Origin of the sequence: Idiomarina aquatica, from assembly GCF_004362895.1 — a bacterium.
Lineage (GTDB): Bacteria > Pseudomonadota > Gammaproteobacteria > Enterobacterales > Alteromonadaceae > Idiomarina.
This window is the reverse complement of record NZ_SNXI01000001.1, coordinates 70,337-90,982: the sequence shown is the minus strand read 5'-3', so window position 1 is coordinate 90,982 and position 20,646 is coordinate 70,337. Positions and strand designations below refer to the sequence as shown.

General features: G+C 48.4%; 17 protein-coding genes. 11 read left to right on the top strand and 6 right to left on the bottom strand.

The genetic code is table 11. From position 1 onward, the window contains the following. Window positions 1-41: 41 nt before the first annotated feature. Entirely contained in the window at window positions 42-719 is a 678-nt protein-coding gene (pspA, locus tag DEU29_RS00465; protein ID WP_133538237.1) for a phage shock protein PspA, read from the bottom strand. A gap of 208 nt (window positions 720-927) precedes the next feature. Here pspA and pspF point away from each other — a divergent pair, with 208 nt between their 5' ends. From pspF to ggt, 8 genes are all read left to right on the top strand, one after another. Further along, the gene (pspF, locus tag DEU29_RS00460; RefSeq protein ID WP_133538236.1) at window positions 928-2,016 is read left to right on the top strand and encodes a phage shock protein operon transcriptional activator; all 1,089 of its coding nucleotides are present in this window, start codon (window positions 928-930) and stop codon (window positions 2,014-2,016) included. Continuing rightward, window positions 2,009-3,628, top strand: a complete 1,620-nt coding sequence (locus DEU29_RS00455) for an ABC transporter substrate-binding protein (RefSeq protein ID WP_133538235.1) — start codon at window positions 2,009-2,011, stop codon at window positions 3,626-3,628. Before pspF ends, DEU29_RS00455 begins: the two co-directional genes overlap by 8 nt. After that, window positions 3,625-4,653, top strand: a complete 1,029-nt coding sequence (locus DEU29_RS00450; RefSeq protein ID WP_133538234.1) for an ABC transporter permease — start codon at window positions 3,625-3,627, stop codon at window positions 4,651-4,653. The genes DEU29_RS00455 and DEU29_RS00450 overlap by 4 nt, the downstream gene beginning before the upstream one ends. Beyond that, complete coding sequence (locus DEU29_RS00445) at window positions 4,640-5,533, top strand: ABC transporter permease subunit (RefSeq protein ID WP_133538233.1); 894 nt, start codon at window positions 4,640-4,642, stop codon at window positions 5,531-5,533. Before DEU29_RS00450 ends, DEU29_RS00445 begins: the two co-directional genes overlap by 14 nt. Window positions 5,534-5,539: 6 nt before the next feature. Further along, on the top strand, window positions 5,540-6,532 hold the full coding sequence (locus tag DEU29_RS00440; RefSeq protein ID WP_133538232.1) for an oligopeptide/dipeptide ABC transporter ATP-binding protein: 993 nt from the start codon (window positions 5,540-5,542) through the stop codon (window positions 6,530-6,532). Further along, window positions 6,529-7,293 carry an ATP-binding cassette domain-containing protein gene (locus DEU29_RS00435; protein ID WP_133538231.1) on the top strand — a complete coding sequence of 255 codons (765 nt, stop codon included), beginning with the start codon at window positions 6,529-6,531 and terminating at the stop codon, window positions 7,291-7,293. The genes DEU29_RS00440 and DEU29_RS00435 overlap by 4 nt, the downstream gene beginning before the upstream one ends. 68 nt (window positions 7,294-7,361) lie before the next feature. Then, window positions 7,362-8,885: a sodium/proline symporter PutP gene (putP, locus tag DEU29_RS00430; RefSeq protein WP_133538230.1), complete on the top strand. Its 1,524-nt coding sequence runs from the start codon at window positions 7,362-7,364 to the stop codon at window positions 8,883-8,885. 95 nt (window positions 8,886-8,980) lie between these two features. Beyond that, window positions 8,981-10,684, top strand: coding sequence for a gamma-glutamyltransferase (ggt, locus tag DEU29_RS00425; protein WP_133538229.1), 1,704 nt, complete (start codon window positions 8,981-8,983; stop codon window positions 10,682-10,684). Here ggt and rssA read toward each other — a convergent pair. Continuing rightward, window positions 10,681-11,655: a patatin-like phospholipase RssA gene (gene rssA / locus DEU29_RS00420; RefSeq protein WP_133538228.1), complete on the bottom strand. Its 975-nt coding sequence runs from the start codon at window positions 11,653-11,655 to the stop codon at window positions 10,681-10,683. The genes ggt and rssA overlap by 4 nt on opposite strands. Window positions 11,656-11,742: 87 nt before the next feature. On the opposite strand from rssA, the gene DEU29_RS00415 reads away from it, so the two are divergent. Next, entirely contained in the window at window positions 11,743-12,960 is a 1,218-nt protein-coding gene (locus DEU29_RS00415) for an EAL and HDOD domain-containing protein (protein ID WP_133538227.1), read from the top strand. 9 nt (window positions 12,961-12,969) lie between these two features. Then, window positions 12,970-14,322, top strand: a complete 1,353-nt coding sequence (locus DEU29_RS00410) for an anti-phage deoxyguanosine triphosphatase (protein WP_133538226.1) — start codon at window positions 12,970-12,972, stop codon at window positions 14,320-14,322. 2 nt (window positions 14,323-14,324) lie between these two features. Here the strand turns inward: DEU29_RS00410 and recA are convergent, their stop codons facing one another. Then, window positions 14,325-15,422, bottom strand: a complete 1,098-nt coding sequence (recA, locus tag DEU29_RS00405) for a recombinase RecA (protein WP_133538225.1) — start codon at window positions 15,420-15,422, stop codon at window positions 14,325-14,327. 65 nt (window positions 15,423-15,487) lie between these two features. Further along, window positions 15,488-15,991: a CinA family protein gene (locus tag DEU29_RS00400; protein ID WP_133538224.1), complete on the bottom strand. Its 504-nt coding sequence runs from the start codon at window positions 15,989-15,991 to the stop codon at window positions 15,488-15,490. Window positions 15,992-16,027: 36 nt separating this feature from the next. On the opposite strand from DEU29_RS00400, the gene mutS reads away from it, so the two are divergent. Continuing rightward, window positions 16,028-18,604 (top strand): DNA mismatch repair protein MutS, encoded by a 2,577-nt coding sequence (mutS, locus tag DEU29_RS00395; RefSeq protein WP_133538223.1) that lies wholly within the window; start codon window positions 16,028-16,030, stop codon window positions 18,602-18,604. A 25-nt stretch (window positions 18,605-18,629) separates the two neighbouring features. Here mutS and rpoS read toward each other — a convergent pair whose 3' ends face one another. Further along, on the bottom strand, window positions 18,630-19,628 hold the full coding sequence (gene rpoS, locus DEU29_RS00390) for an RNA polymerase sigma factor RpoS (protein WP_133538222.1): 999 nt from the start codon (window positions 19,626-19,628) through the stop codon (window positions 18,630-18,632). Between the two features lie 81 nt (window positions 19,629-19,709). Next, window positions 19,710-20,633, bottom strand: a complete 924-nt coding sequence (locus tag DEU29_RS00385; RefSeq protein ID WP_133538221.1) for a peptidoglycan DD-metalloendopeptidase family protein — start codon at window positions 20,631-20,633, stop codon at window positions 19,710-19,712. Window positions 20,634-20,646: the final 13 nt, after the last annotated feature.

The window sequence follows — 20,646 nt, the reverse complement described above, 5'->3', positions numbered from 1 at the left end:
TCAGTTCCTAACCGATCAATGTTGAAGAGTGGGCAACGAGATTACTCGTCGCCTTTTTTCTCTTTGGCTTTCATGCGTGCTTTCAATGCTTCCAGCTCGTCATTAACTTTTCCTTCGTTTTCCAGGTCAGCAAATTCATCTCGTAAGGTACGTTTGCCTAAGTCGTACGATTCGACCTGCGCTTCGATGTCATCAATTTTTGACTCATAGCGGTCAAACTTTTCCATGGCATCGTTAACTTTATTGCTGTCAACTTGCTGTTTAACTGCAAGCCGGCTGGTTGCCGTTTTTTGGCGCATTAAAATGGTCTTTTGACGCGCTTTGGCATCCGCCAGTTTTTCTTGTAACTGGCCAATTTCACTATTTAATTTGTCCAGACTCTCGTTGATACGGTCAATTTCCTGTTGCAGCGAATCAACCACCTGTTGCGCTTTTTGCTTTTCGATCAGCGCTTGCTTAGCCAAGTCTTCACGCTCTTTAGACAACGCTAATTCAGCTTTGCTTTCCCAGTCCAGCACTTCGTGCTCGGCACGCTGTTGTTGGCGCTGAACGTCTTTTTTCTCGGCGATTAAACGCGCTGACGTTGAGCGAACCTCGACTAATGTGTCTTCCATTTCCTGGATAATCAGGCGTACCATTTTTTGCGGATCTTCCGCTTTATCTAACAATGCGTTGATATTCGAGTTCACGATATCGCTAAAACGTGAAAAAATACCCATAATCATTACCTCACAGTGTTTAATCGAATAAGTGACCTAATTGGTCTCTGGTTATAGGCATTCAACAATTAGGCCAACTTTTAAATTCGACTTAACACGCTGTTTTTGTTAGTTTTTTACTTTGTTGTGCCATATTAAAACTTGCGCCAATTTGTAAAATAAACTAATAATTGGCAAAAATAACTATAAAAACGGGATTTTTCCTAACATGAGCCAATTTCGCCCAACGGACAACCTCATTGGCCAGTCTAACAGCTTTGTTGATGTATTAGAGCATGTGTCACAGGTTGCCCCACTGAACAAGCCTATCCTTATAATTGGCGAGCGTGGGACCGGCAAGGAATTGATTGCGCAACGCTGTCATTTTTTATCCCAGCGTTGGGATCAAAAGTACATAACCCTTAACTGTGCGTCGCTTAACGATAACTTACTGGAAAGTGAATTGTTTGGCCATGAGGCCGGCGCCTTTACCGGTGCCAGTAAACGGCACGAAGGCCGGTTTGAGAGAGCCGACAACGGTTCTTTGTTTCTGGATGAGTTGGCCAACACCTCGATGCTGGTGCAAGAAAAGCTACTACGCGTTATTGAGTATGGTGAGTTCGAACGCGTCGGTGGTTCCCGTCCCGTTAAAGTTGATACACGACTTATTGCTGCCACCAACGAGGACTTGCCGTCGCTGGCACGGCAGGGAAAGTTTCGCCACGATCTGCTCGATCGCTTAGCATTTGATGTGATTACACTACCGCCTTTGCGTGAGCGGCGTGAAGATATTATGGTACTAGCTGAACATTTCGCCATTGCCATGGCGCGCGAATTACAATACGAGCTATTCAGTGGTTTTACTGAAAAGGCCAAGCGCCTGCTGCTGGACTACCACTGGCCCGGAAACGTGCGTGAACTTAAAAACGTGGTCGAGCGCAGTGTTTATCGGGTGGGCAATGGTCACATCCCGGTATCTGAGATCGTACTGGACCCGTTCGATAGTCCGTTTCGTCCCAAACCATCAACACCTGCTGAAACACGAGCTGTTGACACTCAGCAACATACTGCGCAAGATTCGCCGGGCATGGCTGCTGAACCAAGCTCAACCACTGCGGCCGCACCCGACGTTACGGAACCACTGGATTTAAAGCAGGCATCGCAAAACTTCGAAATAAAACTATTGCAAGATGCCCTGAAACACTGTCAGTTTAACCAAAAGAAAACGGCTAAACATTTAGGCCTTACTTACCACCAACTGCGTGGCTATTTAAAAAAATACCAGTTACTGGAAGGAACGAACGGCGATAATGATTAACTTGCGTGCCAGTTTGCCTATATTATTGAGCCTAATTAGCATCGGCTGCAGCAGCGAACGTGAACTACCTGAGCCACTGCAAAAAGGTTTGGTGTATTGTTCCGAGGGCAACCCTGAGGGATTTAATCCACAGCGGATAACCTCGGGTACCACGGTTGACGCCACTGCCGCCCAACTTTACGACCGGCTAATTGACTACGATGCCAGTGAGCAAGCCTTCGTACCTGCGCTGGCCACCGAATGGCAGGCACTGGACGATGGCACAAGGTATCGCTTTAAACTGCGCGACGATGTTGCCTTTCATACAACGAATTTTTTTACGCCCAGCCGTAACTTAAATGCCGATGACGTTATTTTTAGTTTTAACCGCTGGCTAGACTCTACCGCGCTTTATCACCCGGTAGGCGGCGGCAGCTACCCCTTTTTTACGGCGACCGGACTGGATCGTCTGATCAACCGTGTGGTCAAAGTCGGACCTCACACTATCGATATCGTGCTCAATAATGCCGATAGTTCATTTTTGGCCAATCTGGCTACCGACTTTGCGGTGATCTTATCGGCTGAATATGCGCATAAGCTGGATATTGCAAACCAACCGGAGCTGATTGATCAGCAACCCATTGGAACCGGGCCATTTCGGTTTGAAGCTTATCGTAAGGATTATTACATCCGTTACTCACGCAATCCGGATTACTGGCGTGAAGGTCCCGATATTGAACACTTGGTTTACTCCATTACGCCGAATGCGAATAAGCGCATGCTGAAGTTGGTTACCGGCGAGTGTGATGTCATACCCTATCCGCTGGTCAGTAAATTGCGGTCGTTGAACCAGGCGCAAATAGAAGTTAAATCAGAGGTTAGCCCTAATGTATCTTTCTGGGCATTTAATACCCAGAAAAAACCCTTTGATAACCCGCAGGTGCGTCAGGCGTTGAGCTATGCGATTAATCGGCGGGCTATTATTGATGCCATCTATTACGGCAGTGCTGAGCAAGCAGAATCGGTATTGCCGCCGACATCCTGGGCCTTCCGCGAAGCGCAAATCAATTATCAGTATGATCCTGAAAAAGCCCGCGCTTTGTTAGATGAAGCCGGTATCACAGCTGGCTTTGAGATGACCATCTGGGCCATGCCAGTGCAACGTGTATACAATCCCAATGCTCGCCGCATGGCTGAACTTATGCAGTCTGATTTGGCGCAGGTGGGAATTAATGTACGCATTGTCAGTTACGAGTGGAATAGCTTTAGGCGTAGATTAAGTCGTGGCGAACATGACACCGCCCTGATTGGCTGGTACGCCGACAATGCGGATCCGGATAATTTCTTTCGACCACTGTTGAGTTGTGCCGCTGTTGCCACCGGCAGTAACCGCGCTAACTGGTGTCACCCCGGGTTTGACCAGATTTTGTTACAAGCCATCGCCACTACCGACACCGCTGAGCGCCGTCAATTGTATCGTTCGGCGCAGGATTTGCTCAATCAGCAGGTTCCCTTATTACCTATTGCCCACTCGATGCGCTATCAGGCCCAGCAAGATTTTGTCACCGGTGTTGAGCTGCCGCCTTATGGTGGTATTAGCTTCCGCCGTGCCGGTAAGGAGTTAGCGCAATGACGCGTTTTATCATCAACCGGCTGCTCTATTTTGTGCTGGCGTTATGGCTACTGACGGTATTCAGCTTCTTTTTAAACTGGTTATTCCCCGGCGATGTCATTACCAACATGTCGGGCATACGAGTGGCCACAGAAGCCTATGGTGAAGAGTTTGCACTGCGCGGCGGCGATACCAACCTTTTTGTTCAGTACGCGTATTACCTGCAAAACCTCATTAACCTGAATTGGGGCTATTCGCTGGTAACCCAGCAACCTGTTTGGCTGGAAGGCTCACGTACCTTTATGGCAACGGCTGAAATTCTCCTGTTGGCGTTGCTTTTAGCTTTGCTGATTGGTGTACCGCTCGGCGCTTTATCCGCGGCCTGGTACAAGGCTCCGCTGGATAAAACCATCGTTTCGTTTGCGGTTGGCGGCTATTCGATTCCCGTATTCTGGTTAGCGCAGCTATTAATCCTGTTTTTTGCCGTTAATTTACGTTGGCTGCCCATTACCGGACAAATTGACCCACTTTATTTGATTGAGCCGCAAACCGGCTCAGTGTTACTCGACATTGCTCTGAGTGACTCAGCCTATAAGGCATCTGCCTATCAAAATGCGTTAGCCCATATGGTGTTGCCGATTGTGGTACTGGCCAGTTTGCCGGCCATGTTGCTGCTGCGGATGATGCGCAATACAACCGTAGAAATTATGCAGCAACCCTATATTAAAGCGGTGCGCGCGCGCGGTCTGCCTCCCTACCGAGTTGTTATGCAGCATGCGGTGCCCAATGCAATGCAGGGTATTCTGCAACAACTGACGTTTATTTTCGGTCTGATGTTAGCCAATGCCGTTATCGTCGAGTCTATTTTCAACTGGCCTGGTATTGGTTCCTGGTTGTTAAAGGCTATTCTGGATCGCGACTACCCTGTTATTCAGGCCGCATTGCTACTGTTGGTTGCGACCACATTGTTTGCCAACTTCCTATTTGAAATTTATCGCGGCTGGCGGTTCCCAATTGTCCGGGAGGAGCGCTATGGCTCAGCATGATCTGTATTATCAAGACCGTAACCCATCGCCGTTGCAGCTAGTCTGGTATTCGTTCCGCGAGCGCACTGCGGCAATGATTGCGTTATGGTTCTTAATTATTTTGCTGGTGGTCACCTTAGCCTCTTATCTTTTGGCGCCTTACGATCCGGTACAGCAATTCTCGGACGCGTTATCATTACCGCCGTCCTGGACCGCCGACGGCAACATGGCCTTTTTATTTGGTACCGACGATCTGGGTAGAGACATGCTGTCTCGATTACTTATCGGGGCTGCTTACAGCTTCGCCTTACCTCTCGTTATCGTCATTGTGGCATCGTCATTTGGCATTTTTACCGGTGCTATTGCGGGTATTGATCGCAATGCAAAATATCGCTTGTTCGGGCAGGTGTTCGACCGTGTATTAACCATTCCTTCGTTTTTGCTAGCCTTGGTTATTATTGCGATTCTGGGACCGGGTCTGGGTAACGCCATTATCGCCATTACGCTCTCGCTAATTCCGCAGTTTGTCTACGTGACCCGCAATGCCGTACAAAGTGAGTGGAAAAAAGATTATGTGACAGCATCACGGCTTAACGGCTGTTCGGACACCTATTTAATGTATCGGGTGATTTTCCCCAATATCACACCGGCAATGGTGATGCAGTTTACTGTGGCGCTATCAGTAGCCATTATGGATATTGCGGCACTGAGCTTTCTTGGTCTAGGCGTGCAAGCGCCAACCCCTGAATGGGGAAGCATGCTGGCTCGCAGCCTGGATGAAGTCTATTTATCGCCCTGGTCGATGGTGCTACCCGGTCTCGCACTATTTATTACCATTACCGCTATCAATATTGTCGGTGATAGCTTGCGTCGGGCAATCAAACAACGGATGGATGGGTAACCTGTTATGGACATGCTGGACATTCGCAACCTCACTATCGAACTGGATATGCCACAAGGCCGGGTGCGGATACTGGATCGCGTTAACCTGCAATTAAAGGCAGGCGAAATTCATTCTATTGTCGGCGAGTCAGGTTCGGGCAAAAGTTTATTAGCCAAAGCCATTATTGGCGTGATTAATCCTGCCTGGCGCGTAACCGCTGATCGTTTATGGTGGAACGGTCAGGACTTGCTGGCGATGGACGCAAAAGCCCGCCGGTTCGTTACCGGTCGTGACATGGCGATGATTTTTCAGGACCCGGCAGCTTATTTAGATCCTAATAATACTATCGAGCAACAAATCAACGAGGCTATCCCGAGCGGAGATGTTACCGGTACCTTTTTGCGCCGGCGCATCGATCGTAAAACGAGGGTAAGGCAATTACTGCATCGCGTTGGTGTACGCGATCACGAAAAGGTATTAAAAAGCTATCCGTTCGAGCTGTCTGAGGGCATCGCACAAAAAGTCAGTATTGCTATTGCGATTGCACACCGACCAAAACTGTTGATTGCTGATGAGCCAACAACCGCCATGGAGCCATCCACGCGCGACCAAATCCAGCGGCTGATTACTAAGTTAGCAATGAGTCAGGATATGTCGGTATTACTCATCACACAGGATGTCGCCTCGATCTTACCAGCGACGCAGTATTTGACCCTACTCTACTGTGGCCAGTTGATGGAAACGGGTAAGGCTTCGGCGTTACTGCAAGCGCCGGCGCACCCGTATACCCAATCAATGATCGATATGTCCTTGCAAAGTCAGCATGAATTACCGCGAAAATCACGTTTGCCAACGTTACCCGGAGCCGTACCGACGCTTCGACATATGCCTATCGGTTGCCGTCTGGGCCCACGTTGCCCCTACGCGCAAAAGCAATGCGTTAAAGCGCCGCCGGCGGCAACGCGCGAGCAACAATTATTCCACTGTCATTACCCTTTAAACGAGCCGACATCATGACATCTATTTTGGAGGTGAAGAATCTCAGTAAATCGTTTCGAGGCCGCCGTGACTGGCCCTGGTCACCTAAGTCGGTGGCTTTAGAGCCCACGTCATTTACGCTAGCCGCTGGCGAAACACTAGCTATCATGGGCGAAACCGGTTCCGGTAAATCGACCCTGGCAAAACTGGTTGCCGGCGTTGATAACCCAACCAGCGGCGACATTTATCTTAATGGCCAGAAGCTTTATGACGCCAATACCAAACAACGCTGTCAAAATATCCGCATGATCTTTCAGGACAGCGAAAAATCGCTAAATAGTCAGCGCACCATTGGCCAACAGTTAGAAGAGCCGCTGATTTTTAATACCCGACAAACGGCACAAGAGCGGCAAAACACCGTAAAACAGACTTTACGCAAAGTGGGGCTATTAGCAGAGCATTATGAATTTTACCCGCATATGCTCTCTACCGGTCAGAAGCAACGAGTTGCTATCGCCCGCGCTATATCGCTTGAGCCACAAATCATCGTTGCCGACGAAGCGCTGGTTGCGCTTGACCCATCAGTTAGAGCTCAAATCATTAACCTAATGCTGGATTTGCAGCAAGATATGGGTATTTCGTATATTTTCGTTACACATTCGCCGCAAATCGTTAAACATATTGCTGACAAGATCTTAATTTTGTATCGTGGTAAAATGATTACGTTTGAAAAAACTGAACACTTGTTAAACAAACCGCAACAACCTTACGTAGAACAATTGTTGCATGAACATCTTTAAACAGAACACTTAAACCTAAAGCGACACAAGCGCTAACGTCGCTAAAACTAAAACTAAGGGAGTTTAATGTGGAAACAGGTACTCTGATATCGCTAGCGCTGTATTTTATTGTCATGTTGGGCATTGGTCTTTATGCCTACAAAAAAGCGACTGACTCGGTCTCTGGCTACATGCTCGGTGGACGTGGGCTTGGTCCCGCGGTAACCGCGCTATCAGCCGGCGCTTCTGACATGAGTGGTTGGATGTTGATGGGTCTACCCGGAGCGATTTACGTCTCAGGTGTTTCGCAGCTGTGGATTGCTGTGGGTTTGCTCATTGGCGCATACCTTAACTACGTCATCGTCGCACCGCGTCTGCGGACCTATACCGAAGTTGCTAATGACTCGATAACGATCCCGGATTACTTTGCCAACCGGTTTAACGACAAAGGCCGTAAACTGCGGATCTTCTCGTCGGTGGTCATTATCATCTTCTTTACCTTGTACACTTCTGCCAGCTTGGTTGCCGGCGGTAAGTTATTCGACAGCTCGTTCGGGATGGATTATACCACCGGCCTCTGGGTAACAGCAGGCGTCGTTTGTGCTTATACGCTGTTTGGTGGCTTCCTGGCGGTAAGTATGACCGACTTCGTGCAGGGCTGTATTATGTTTGTCGCGCTGGTGCTGGTGCCACTTGTCGCCTTCTCTGCGTTAGGTGGCTACAGTGACGTCGTCGGCCAGGTTAAGGATATTAATCCGTCATTCCTGGATTTCTTTAAGGACGGCAATACGGGCGAAAGTTTGGCTGCTCTCGGGATTATATCCCTATTGGCCTGGGGTCTTGGTTACTTTGGCCAGCCACATATCATCGTCCGTTTTATGGCGATACGCTCGGTGAGCGATATTAAAAACGCGCGCCGCATTGGTATTAGCTGGATGTTCGTATCGATCATCGGTTCCATGGCAACCGGTTTTGTTGGTATTGCCTATGTTAACGAAACCCAAATGACACTGAACGATGCCGAGACGATCTTTATCATTTTCTCTCAGTTCTTGTTCCATCCGTTAATTGGCGGCTTCTTGCTGGCAGCTATTTTGGCAGCCATCATGAGTACCATTTCGTCACAACTGTTGGTTAGCTCAAGTTCACTGACAGAGGATTTCTACAAAGCATTCTTGCGCAAAGACGCTAGCCAGAAAGAACTGGTCGCAGTAGGTCGTATTTCGGTACTGGTAGTATCGCTGGTAGCTATCTGGCTTGCCTGGAACCCGGAGAATACGGTACTGACTCTGGTATCTAATGCATGGGCAGGCTTTGGCGCGGCATTTGGTCCAGTGGTTATTCTGAGCTTGTTCTGGAAGCGAATGAACCGTCACGGTGCTCTCGCCGGTATGATCCTGGGTGCGTTAACCGTATTATTCTGGATCTACGGCCCTGAATTCGGTGGCCAGCCACTAAGCGGTTACGTTTATGAAATCGTGCCCGGCTTCATTGTATCTGTGTTAGCTATCGTTATCTTCAGTAAGCTAACAGCAGAACCTGACCAGGCATTGCAGGACAAATTCGATGAAATGGAAAAAGTCATCGACGATTACTACCATACTCAGAAGTAATCGGTAGTAGACTGAAGTCATGCTAAGGAGGGTCGCTTAACGCGACCCTTTTTTATCGCTAAGCTGTAGTTATCTTTCTCATCAGGAGATTATCCATGAAGTCGACTCTATTAACCTGTACCGTCGCTCTTGGCTTAAGCGTTATCGCCAATACAACGGCGGCCGCCGATCGTATTACCGGCCACCATTTTGCTACTCGTTCCGAAGCCATGGCACCCAATGCAATGGCAGCGACCAGTCAACCCCTGGCAACTCAGGTAGCACTGGACATTATGCAACAAGGCGGCAACGCTATTGATGCCGCCATCGCAGCTAATGCGGTTTTAGGGCTGGTTGAGCCTACCGGTAACGGCATTGGTGGTGATTTATTTGCTATTGTCTGGGACGCAGAGAGCAAGCGTCTGTTCGGACTCAACGCATCCGGACGCTCGCCAAAGTCACTCACTCGTGAATATTTTGTCGAGAACGGTTACGACAGCATACCAGCCCGGGGTGTGCTACCTATTTCGGTCCCCGGAACCGTCGATGGGTGGTTTGAACTACACGAACGTTTTGGCCAGCTGGACATGAAAGACGTTTTGGCTCCAGCCATCGAGTATGCCCGTAAAGGCTTTCCGGTAACCGAAGTTATTGCTTATTACTTTGAACGCAATGGCGAAGTTCTGCAAGACTACCCGGGCTTTGCCGATGTATTTATGAAAGACGGTGATATGCCGCAAAAAGGCGAGCGATTTACTAATCCGGACTTAGCCAATACTTACCAGACAATTGCAGAACAAGGTCGTGATGTTTTTTATGAAGGCGACATTGCACGCACTATAAGCGACTTTGTTCAGGACAATGGTGGCTTTCTGTCCTATGACGATCTGGCTTCTCATGAATCGACATGGGTAGACCCTGTTTCTTCAAACTACCGTGGCTATGACCTGTGGGAACTGCCGCCAAATACACAGGGTATTGCGGCACAGCAAATTCTGAACATGCTTGAGAATTTTGATATCGCAGCTATGGGTTTTGATAGCCCCGAGTACATTCACCATTTTGTCGAGGCGAAAAAACTGGCATTTGAAGACCGCGCCAAATACTACTCTGACCCGGCTTTTAACGACGTTCCTGTAGAGGGTCTGTTAGACAAAGACTACGCGCGTGAGCGCGCTCAGCTTATTGATCCGAGTAAGCCTGCGAAAGCGGTCGAGCCCGGCAATCCGCCAACCGAAGGCGATACCATTTATTTAACCACAGCAGACGAAGCCGGCAACATGGTGTCGCTGATTCAAAGTAATTACCGTGGCATGGGTTCTGGCGTAACGCCCGCTGGTTTAGGTTTTGTACTACAAAACCGTGGCGAGTTATTTAATTTAGATCCTAACCATAACAACGTATTCGAACCCGGCAAACGCCCTTTCCATACAATTATTCCAGCGTTTGTGACTAAAGATGGTAAACCTGTTATGAGTTATGGTGTGATGGGTGGCGCGACGCAGCCACAAATGCACGCGCAAATCCTCATTAACATCATTGACTTTGGCATGAACCTGCAGGAAGCCGGTGACGCCCCCAGAATACTGCATACCGGATCGGGTCAACCTACCGGCGCCGAAATGAATGATGGTGGTACAGTACACTTAGAAAACGGCTTTTCTAAACATACCCGCCGGGAGTTGATTAAAATGGGCCATACGCTGCAAGAAGCGGTTGGACCATTTGGCGGCTATCAGGCTATTTGGAAAAACCACCAGGAGGACGTTTACTACGGCGCATCAGAAAGTCGTAAAGACGGCCATGCGGCGGGCTATTAGCCCCGCCGCTCACGGTACAAATCAATTTCTTCCATAATGAGATCACGCATCCGGTGCGTGGTCTCATAGCCAATATCAATGCCCTCATTACCACGATCGAACTCCATAATTCCAATATGGCCGAGTTTTGGCTGAACCAATATATCGGGAGGATCGCCCGCCATCCGTGCTTTGGTAATACGCTCCTGCATAATATCAATAGAGCTGGACATGACACTGAACATACCCGGCGGTTTGTGGGGATTAGCCTTAAACCGGTCTTTTATGTTGTCGAAGTAGTGTTGACTGCTGGACCAGAAATTTTCAAAAAAGCCAGACTCATCATGTTTGTGTTTATTAGCCAATTGTTGCTTTTGCGCTTGTTCGGCCTCGGTTTGCGGCGGAATATTACGGCCCCGCTGTTCAATCACTTTAGAGTTTAACTGCGAATTAAGATGAACGGCGATAACAAAGTCAGCGCCTAAAGCACGGCACAAGGAAACCGGTACCGGGTTAACCAGCCCGCCATCGATTAACCAGCGACCATCTACAGCCATTGGCGCCAGGATACCGGGCATCGCGCAGGATGCACGCGAGGCATCATACAAGTCGCCTTTTCTTAACCAAATCTCGCGACCACTGTATAAATCGGTAGCAACTGCACCATAGGTTATCGGGAGGTCCTCGATTTGCTTGGCTCCAAATTGTTCCCGCGCCTCGTTAAATACTTTTTCACCACCGATTAAGCCGCCCTGATTAAAGCCAAAGTCCAATAGATTCCAGACTTCCCAGCGGCCCATGTTAACCACCCAATCTTCGATTTCGGCTAACCGCCCCGATGCGTACCCAGCGCCCACCAGCGACCCAATAGAGGTGCCGGCGACCATGTTTATGCGCACGCCCATTTCCTCTAGCGCTTTGATAACACCAATATGAGACCAGCCGCGGGCAGCGCCTGATCCTAATGCCAAGGCAACTTTTACTTCCGACATGTAGTTCTTCCCAATTCCCTGATTTATCCGTACACTGAAGTATGTCCTTTGTAGCATAAATCGATTGATTCCTATAAGGAAACTTAGGTGATTTTTTATATTGCGCGACAGCCTATTTTTGACCGCCAGAAAAAACTTGTTGCCTATGAGTTATTGTTCCGTGACGGTTTTGCCAACGCATTCCCTAATGTCGACTCCAATGAAGCGACCGAACGGTTAGTAGAAAACAGTGAGTTTAGTAGCGGAATTGATGCTCTCACCGCCAATAATAAGGCCTTTATCAACTTTACTGAACGAGCGATTTGTTCACAGCTGCCGCAGGTGCTACCAAAGAACAGCATTGTTGTTGAATTATTGGAAACCGTACAGCCAACCGATGAGGTTTATGACGCTGTTGTCGCCTTAAAGGAGCAAGGTTACACCGTTGCACTCGATGACTTTGAGTATGACGCGCGCTGGGCACGGTTTATGCCCCATATCGATATTATAAAGATGGATTTTCGCTTGATGTCGGTGCCACAAATTAAACAGCAAATGAAGAGCCACCAAGGCTTTGAGGGTCAATACCTGGCGGAAAAGGTCGAATCCTATGACGAATTTAACCAGTCCTATGAGCTTGGTTTTGATTATTTTCAGGGCTACTTTTTTGCTAAACCAGAAATTATCCAACGTCGCTCCCTGTCGGTATCGCAAAAGGTCTACCTGGAGTTACTAGAAAAGGTAACCGCTGAACAATATAACCCGGACGAAATTGCACATATCGTGGAGCGCGATACCGGCGTGTCATTTAAACTGCTGCGTTTCGTTAACTCCGCATTTTTTGCCCGGCGCTCTAAGATAACGTCACTCAAACAGGCAGTGGTTCGTCTCGGTCAGGAAGAAGTTAGAAAGTTTGTTGCTATTATTGCCACAGCCTCGCTTGGCGAAACCAAACCCAACGAGTTAACTCGGTTATCGATAACTCGAGCACGGTTTTGCGAACAATTAGCGTTAAAAGACAAGCGTTACGGCGCTGAGCCAGGTGCTGCATTCCTGTCAGGTTTGTTGTCAAAGCTGGATGCAATGATGGATGATGAACTATCTAAAATACTCGGTCATATCCACGCAGGCCCAACCATTCTGCAGGCTTTGATCGAAAAACGCGGTGCAATCAGTTTTTTCCTGGCTACTGCGGCAGCAATTGAGCGCATCGACTGGCAACATATTGAGCGCGCGGCTGATAAGTTGAAGCTTAGCAGTAGCGCAGTAATTGCACTTTATCACGAGGCGTCGAATTGGGCCGCCGCAGTTAACAGAGACGAATAAGGAAGGCGAATGCAGCAGTTAGATCATTGGTTCGCAAGGCAGCACCCATCGACCCCCTCCGCCAGAACCGGGGACACGCGTACGCCCTACCAAAAAGATAAAGCCCGCATTCTACATTCAGCTGCATTTAGACGCCTACAAGCAAAAACACAAGTCATGTATATCGGTATGCATGACTTCCCGCGAACACGTCTTACTCATTCTCTTGAAGCAAGTCAGATTGGTAGTGGCCTGGTTATACACTTTCAACACCATCAGCCAGCGTTAGCTAAGCAATTACAATTATCAGAAGCTCTGATTGAGTCTCTGTGTCTGGCTCACGACATTGGTCACCCGCCCTACGGCCATGGCGGTGAGATCGCGTTAAATTACATGATGCGTAACCACGGAAACTTTGAGGGCAATGGACAGACCTTTCGTATTGTTACACGGTTAGAGGCCTACACCGAAGATGTCGGCATGAACTTATGCCGCCGCACACTATTAGGCTTGCTCAAATACCCGGTACTCATGCAGCAGGTGCAGCGATTGCAATCACCTGCTGATGTCAGTGATTTTCGTCATCTGCCAACACGAGACTGGCTACCTGCAAAAGCGCTTTATCATGACGATGAGGCGGCCTTTAACTGGGTGTTAGCGCCATTGAGTGATGACGATAAAATGGCGTTGCAACAACTTGCCGAACAACCTTCGCCCAAGCAACATGGGAAAAGCCGGTTTAAAAGCGTAGATGCTGCAATCATGGAGCTTGCTGACGATATTGCCTATGGCGTTCATGATCTCGAGGATGCCATCGTGGTGGGATTAATCACCCGCGAGCTATGGATGGCTGAAATGTATGATTTTTTATCTGAACTCGATAGTGAATTCAGTGATTTTAGTGCCAGCGCATTAACTGATAAGCTGTTCTCACCAGAACATTACCAACGCAAACGGGCTATTGGAAGTTTAGTCAACCGCCTGGTTACTTCTGCCCAACTGGAACCGAATGACTTACAGTTTGAATCGCCACTATTGCAATATAAAACATGTTTAGGACAAACCGAACAACGGTTATTAGACCAATTAAAATCGTTTATTTTTAGGTTCGTAATTCGTAAGCCAGAAATGCAAGTGCAGGAGTTTAAAGGGCAGCAAGTGGTGATGGAAATCTTTGATGCGTTTGCTGTCGATCCGCTACGGTTATTACCCGTTAATACTCAGCAACGCTATCTAACAGAGCAACGTCGCCAGGAAGAAGACGGAACAGGTAACCCTTATCGCATTATTGCTGATTACCTGTCCGGTATGACCGATGCCTATGCAGCGAGACTACACCAGGAAATGTTCTCGGTAAACTCGCCGCTACGCATCAATTCTTAGTTTTAGGTCAGTGACAAATCATCATCGAGCCCAGCTTTACTCGTACTCTTGCTTTCTTTTTCGGCTAAAGCAGCTTTTTCCGCGGCTCGATCTTCCTTAGTCTTTTTAACCGGTTTAGCTAACAACAGTTCACGCAAACGACCTTCTAACTCCTTAGCAATGTCTGGGTTTTCCTGCATGAACTTCATCGAGTTCGCTTTACCCTGACCGATCTTATCGCCGTTATAGCTATACCAGGCACCGGCTTTATCAACCATTTTGTGTTTTACACCCAGGTCAATTAGTTCGCCTTCCTTGGAAATGCCACGACCATAAAGAATTTGGAAGTTTGCTTCTTTAAACGGTGGCGCCACCTTATTCTTAACCACTTTAACGCGCGTTTCGTTACCAACAACTTCATCGCCTTCTTTAAGCGCACCAGTACGGCGGATATCAAGACGAACAGAGGAGTAAAACTTAAGCGCGTTACCACCTGTAGTGGTTTCCGGATTACCAAACATCACACCAATCTTCATCCGAATTTGGTTGATGAAAATACACATGGTATTTGATTTTTTAATGTTCGAGGTTAACTTACGCAATGCTTGCGACATCAAACGGGCTTGCAAACCGACATGGCTATCCCCCATCTCACCTTCGATTTCAGCTTTAGGTGTCAATGCTGCAACGGAATCAACAATAACCACATCAACTGCACCTGAGCGCACTAACATATCGCAAATTTCCAGCGCCTGTTCACCAGTATCAGGCTGTGAAACTAACAAGTCGTCAACCTGAACACCCAAAGCCTCGGCATAGATTGGATCTAATGCATGCTCCGCATCAACGAAAGCACAGGTTTTGCCCGCTTTTTGCGCTTCCGCTATGACTTGCAATGTTAGTGTCGTCTTACCACTCGACTCCGGACCGTAGATCTCTACAACACGCCCGTATGGCAAACCGCCAATACCTAACGCAACATCAAGGCCAAGCGAACCGGTCGAGACAGAGTCAATATCCATTGTCTGGTTGTCGCCCAGACGCATAATTGACCCTTTACCGAATTGGCGTTCAATTTGTCCAAGTGCTGCATCGAGTGCTTTTGAACGATCGTTGCTCATGCTATGCTCCAACTATTAATTACTGGTTTTATAAACAGTATACTGTATGTTTTTACAGTATCAAGTTAATCCTGCAACTTTTTTAATAAACGCTGCAAAATACAGTCTATGGTGCCTAATCGCACCGCTTCACGGTCGCCCTCAAAGCGCTCGGCAAAACTATCGGCCTGCTGCCCTGAGGCTATCGCCATCCAAACTAAGCCAACAGGTTTGTCTGCCGTTCCTCCGCCGGGGCCGGCAACACCACTGACAGCAAGCCCCCAATCCGACGAGGCGGCTTTACATGCGCCCATAGCCATTGCTTCTACACATTCTCGTGACACCGCTCCCTGGGTTCGCAACACCGATTCCGGCACCTCTAACCATTGTTGCTTGAGCGCGTTAGTATAAGTGATTAAACCGCCATTAAACCAGCCGGAGCTTCCCGCCACTTCGGTTATGACGTATCCTATACCTCCACCGGTACAAGATTCTGCGGTGCTAAGGGTTTGTCCGCGGTCGAGCAATCGTTGCCCGACCTCAGCAGCCAGTGATACCCGTTGCGCCCAGTTTTGTCGGCTTGTTACCATAGTGTTCAGAGCCCTTTTAAAATAGATTATTAGAGTATGCCAGCCTCAGCAATCAGTGAACAGACGATCCAATCACATACCCCTATGATGCAGCAATACCTGCGTATAAAAGCCGAACATGCTGACATGCTTTTGTTCTATCGGATGGGGGATTTTTACGAACTTTTTTACGACGACGCTAAACGCGCGGCCGAATTACTCGACATTTCACTGACCAAACGTGGTGCCAGCAATGGCGAGCCTATTCCGATGGCAGGAGTGCCCTACCATGCAGCAGAGAACTATTTAGCAAGGCTGGTCAATAAAGGCGAGTCAGTAGCTATATGTGAGCAAATTGGTGACCCGGCAACCAGTAAAGGCCCGGTAGAGCGGCAGGTGGTGCGAATTCTGACGCCGGGGACCATTACCGATGAATCGCTGCTTAATGATCGTCAATTAAATTTATTAGTGGCAATAAATCCGCTAAAGCAAGGCTATGCTATTGCCGTGCTTGAGTTAAGCAGCGGGCGTTTTTGGCTGACTGAAGCACAAAGTGAAGAACAGCTCGCAGCCGAATTGCAGCGGTTACAGCCCGCTGAAATGCTGTATCCGGAAGGAATGGATATCGCGTCTTTACCACTGGCCAACACACGTACCTGCCGCCGCGCCGTGTGGGAGTTTGATGTGGCGACCGCACTGCAACTGTTAACCCGGCAATTCAGTACTCAGCACTTACAAGGGTTCGGACTAGCTGATAACGATCCTGTTATTAGCGCGGCGGGTGCCGTACTCCACTATGTGCAGGAGACCCAGCGCGCAGCATTACCTCATATTCAATCCATTTTGCGCGAACCACCGCAGGACGCCATTATTATTGATGCAGCAACTCGTCGTAATCTTGAGTTGCAACAAAGCCTGTCGCAGCGGGATACCCATCTGAGTGCGGTCTTAGATGAGACCGTATCGGCGATGGGGAGCCGTAATTTTCAACGCTGGCTGCAACGACCCATTCGCAATCAGCAAGTATTAGAAGCGCGATACGACGCTATTGATGCCCTATCACAAAACGAATGTTGGTACGATGTACAGCAACTTTTAAAGCAATTTGCTGACATCGAGCGTATTGTTGCTCGAATTAGCCTGCGCAGCGCCCGTCCACGTGATTTTGCACGCTTACGCGATAGCTTGACCTTAATCGATTCCGTGAAAGAGCTATGCCATGACGACGCCTTGCAGCAGTTAAATAAACAAATAGATCGTTTTGATTCACTACAGCAATTACTTAACCAGGCGATCATCGAAAATCCCCCCATGCTGATCCGTGATGGTGGTGTTATCGCCGCCGGCTATGACGATGAGCTGGACGAACTACGTACATTAGCAACTGGCGCGTCGGACTACCTGCAGCAACTGGAAAGCCGCGAGCGGGAGCGAACAGGGATTGCTACGTTAAAAGTCGGCTATAACAAAGTGCATGGCTATTTTATCGAGGTTTCCCGCAATGCTTCAGGGGATATCCCGGCTGACTATCAGCGCCGCCAAACGCTAAAAAATACTGAGCGCTATATTATTCCCGAATTAAAGCAACACGAAGAAAAAGTGCTTACAGCTCAAGCGCGCTCGCTGGCTCGCGAGAAATGGCTCTACGATGCATTGTTTGATCAGTGTCTGCCGCAACTTAACGCATTGCAGCAAACAGCCTCAGCGTTATCCGAATTAGACACATTGGCAGCCTTCGCTAAGTTGGCGCAACAACAAAATTATTGTCGTCCACAACTATTGCCACAAACGAATCAGTTACAACTGACTCAAGCCCGCCACCCGGTTATTGAACGGTTAAGTGACGACCCCTTTATTGCTAATGATATCGTGCTGTCGCCGCAGCGCCAGATGCTGATGATTACCGGGCCCAATATGGGCGGTAAATCGACTTATATGCGTCAGGCAGCATTGATCGTTATTCTTGCTCACATGGGCTGTTACGTACCCGCCGAAGCAGCTCAAATTGGCCAGTTTGATCGTATCTTTACTCGTATTGGCGCCGCAGATGATATCGCCTCCGGACGTTCTACCTTTATGGTAGAAATGACCGAAACCGCCAACATCCTGCACAATGCCAGCAAGCAAAGCCTGGTATTGATGGACGAAATTGGCCGCGGCACCTCAACCTATGACGGGCTCTCGCTGGCATGGGCTGTGGCCGAACAACTTGCGCAAAAAACACAATGTTTAACCTTGTTCGCAACCCACTATTTTGAGCTGACTGAGCTTGCCGAGCAACTACCGGCAACCGTCAACGTTCACGTAGAGGCACAACAGCATAACGATGACATTGTCTTTTTACACCGTGTTTCGGAAGGCGCGGCTAGCCAAAGCTTTGGCTTACAGGTTGCGAAATTAGCCGGAGTTCCGGGCAACGTTATCGCAGCAGCTAAACAAAAACTGCAACAACTCGAACACGAAAGCCGTGTGCAGCCGTCGCTGCCATTAACGCAACCACAGCAACCGACTGAACCCGTCGTCAACGAGCAACTGCAAAAACTGCAACAACAATTAGAAATGCTCGAGTTGGAACAAGTCACGCCTAAACAGGCACTTGATCTGCTGTATGAATGGAAAAAGGCGCTCGATTGAGCGCCTGGTTTGGGGTTTTAACGGTCTATTGAGCGGTAAACAAAGAATCCAGAGTTAAGCCCCGCTGCTTTAAAAAATCTCTTAGCTTACGCAATGCTTCAACTTGTATCTGCCGGACACGCTCCCGCGTTAAACCGATTTCGTGACCGACATCCTCTAACGTAGACGGTTCATAACCCAACAAGCCAAAGCGACGCGCCAATACCTCTTTTTGTTTAGGGCTTAAGGCATCCAACCATTCAGTGATGCGCTCTTTTAAGTCTCCATCCTGCAGGATACCCTCAGGACTGTTACCATTTTCATCGGTTAGCAGATCTAATAATGCCTTATCACCATCGCCGCCCATTGGCATATCAACCGACGCAATGCGTTCGTTTAAACGAAGCATTTTATTGATGTCTGCGACGGGTTTATTCAAGCTACGCGCAATGTCTTCTGCAGTCGGTTCATGGTCAAGTTTGTGTGCCAGTTCACGGGCAGCGCGCAGGTACACGTTAAGCTCTTTGACCACATGAATAGGCAGTCGAATAGTACGCGTTTGGTTCATAATGGCGCGCTCGATGGTTTGTCTAATCCACCAGGTCGCATAAGTAGAAAACCGAAAGCCACGTTCAGGATCAAATTTTTCAACGGCCCGAATCAGACCTAAGTTGCCTTCTTCGATGAGGTCGAGCAGTGCTAAACCACGATTGTTGTAGCGGCGGGCTATTTTTACAACCAACCGCAAATTACTCTCGATCATGCGTCGGCGCGCGGCTTGGTCGCCCTTCAATGCCCGTCGTGAGTAAAAAACCTCTTCGGCAGCTGTCAGCAATGGCGAAAAACCAATCTCGCCGAGATACATTTGTGTCGCATCCATTTTACGTTGATACTGCGAACTTGAGGCTAACGCTTCTTCGAGCGCACTTTCCTCTTCAGCAGCATCACGTTTAGTAGCCTGCAATTCGGCTACTTGCGACTCATCAAGTTCCTCCTCAATGATATCGTCGACTTGCTGATCTTGTTCTTGCTTTGTCCTGCTCATAACAACTTCCCCATGTCTGCATATTCGTGACAAATGACACGCTGATATCCTTATCTTTTTTATTATTATCGCCCGCTTTCACTAGCGAGTTTGCGGTAAATAATGCCGTGGGTTAACAGATTTGCCCCGATAACGAACTTCAAAGTGCAGCTTTACCCGCTGCGTACCTGAATCGCCCATTTCAGCAATAACCTCACCTACATCTACCCAATCTTGTTCCTTAACAAGAATCTTATCGTTGTGCGCATAAGCCGTAATATAATCATCGTTGTGTTTCAAAATGATTAACTGGCCAAAAGCCCGTAACGCATCACCGACATAAACCACTTTACCAGCTGCCGCCGCTGTTACCGGATCACCGCGCTCACCGGCAAAATCTAACCCTTTATTGCCCAGTTCTGCAGTAGAAAACGACGCAATAATTTGCCCCTCTGACGGCCATTGCCACTGAATATCCTTGCTCTCAACGTTAACACTCTGACGGCGTTTTAATGGCTTTATAGCGACAGATTTGGCCGTAGCAGGCGTTTTATTTTTTGGCCTAGCTGGTTGTTTTGCAACCTTTTTTCTAGTGTCTACTTTTTGACCATACTCTTTCTGTTTGGGCTTGGCAACGGGCTCAGTTATATCTTTTTTTGAGTTTTCAACAGTATTGTTATGCGCTTTAGTTTGAGCAACTGATTTTGACGGACGCGCTTGTGCGCGATCAGCGGATAATTTGATCGTCTGACCTGGATAAATGGTGTATGGCTCGCGTAGATTGTTGATACGGGCAATCGATTTTACGTCCTGATTTGCCCGGAATGCGATAGAATAGAGGGTTTCACCTTGCTGAACCTGGTAGGTTTCGCCGCGCAATGAATTGGCTTCAAAATCACGGTAGGTCTTGCCGGTGTAGAGTTCTTCGACCGGCGCCGGTGTACTACGGCTACTACAACCACTGCTGAGCACAGCGGTTATTAAAACGGCCAGCAATACGCATAAGTACCTTTGCCGTTCAGCCATCGTTACGAAAACC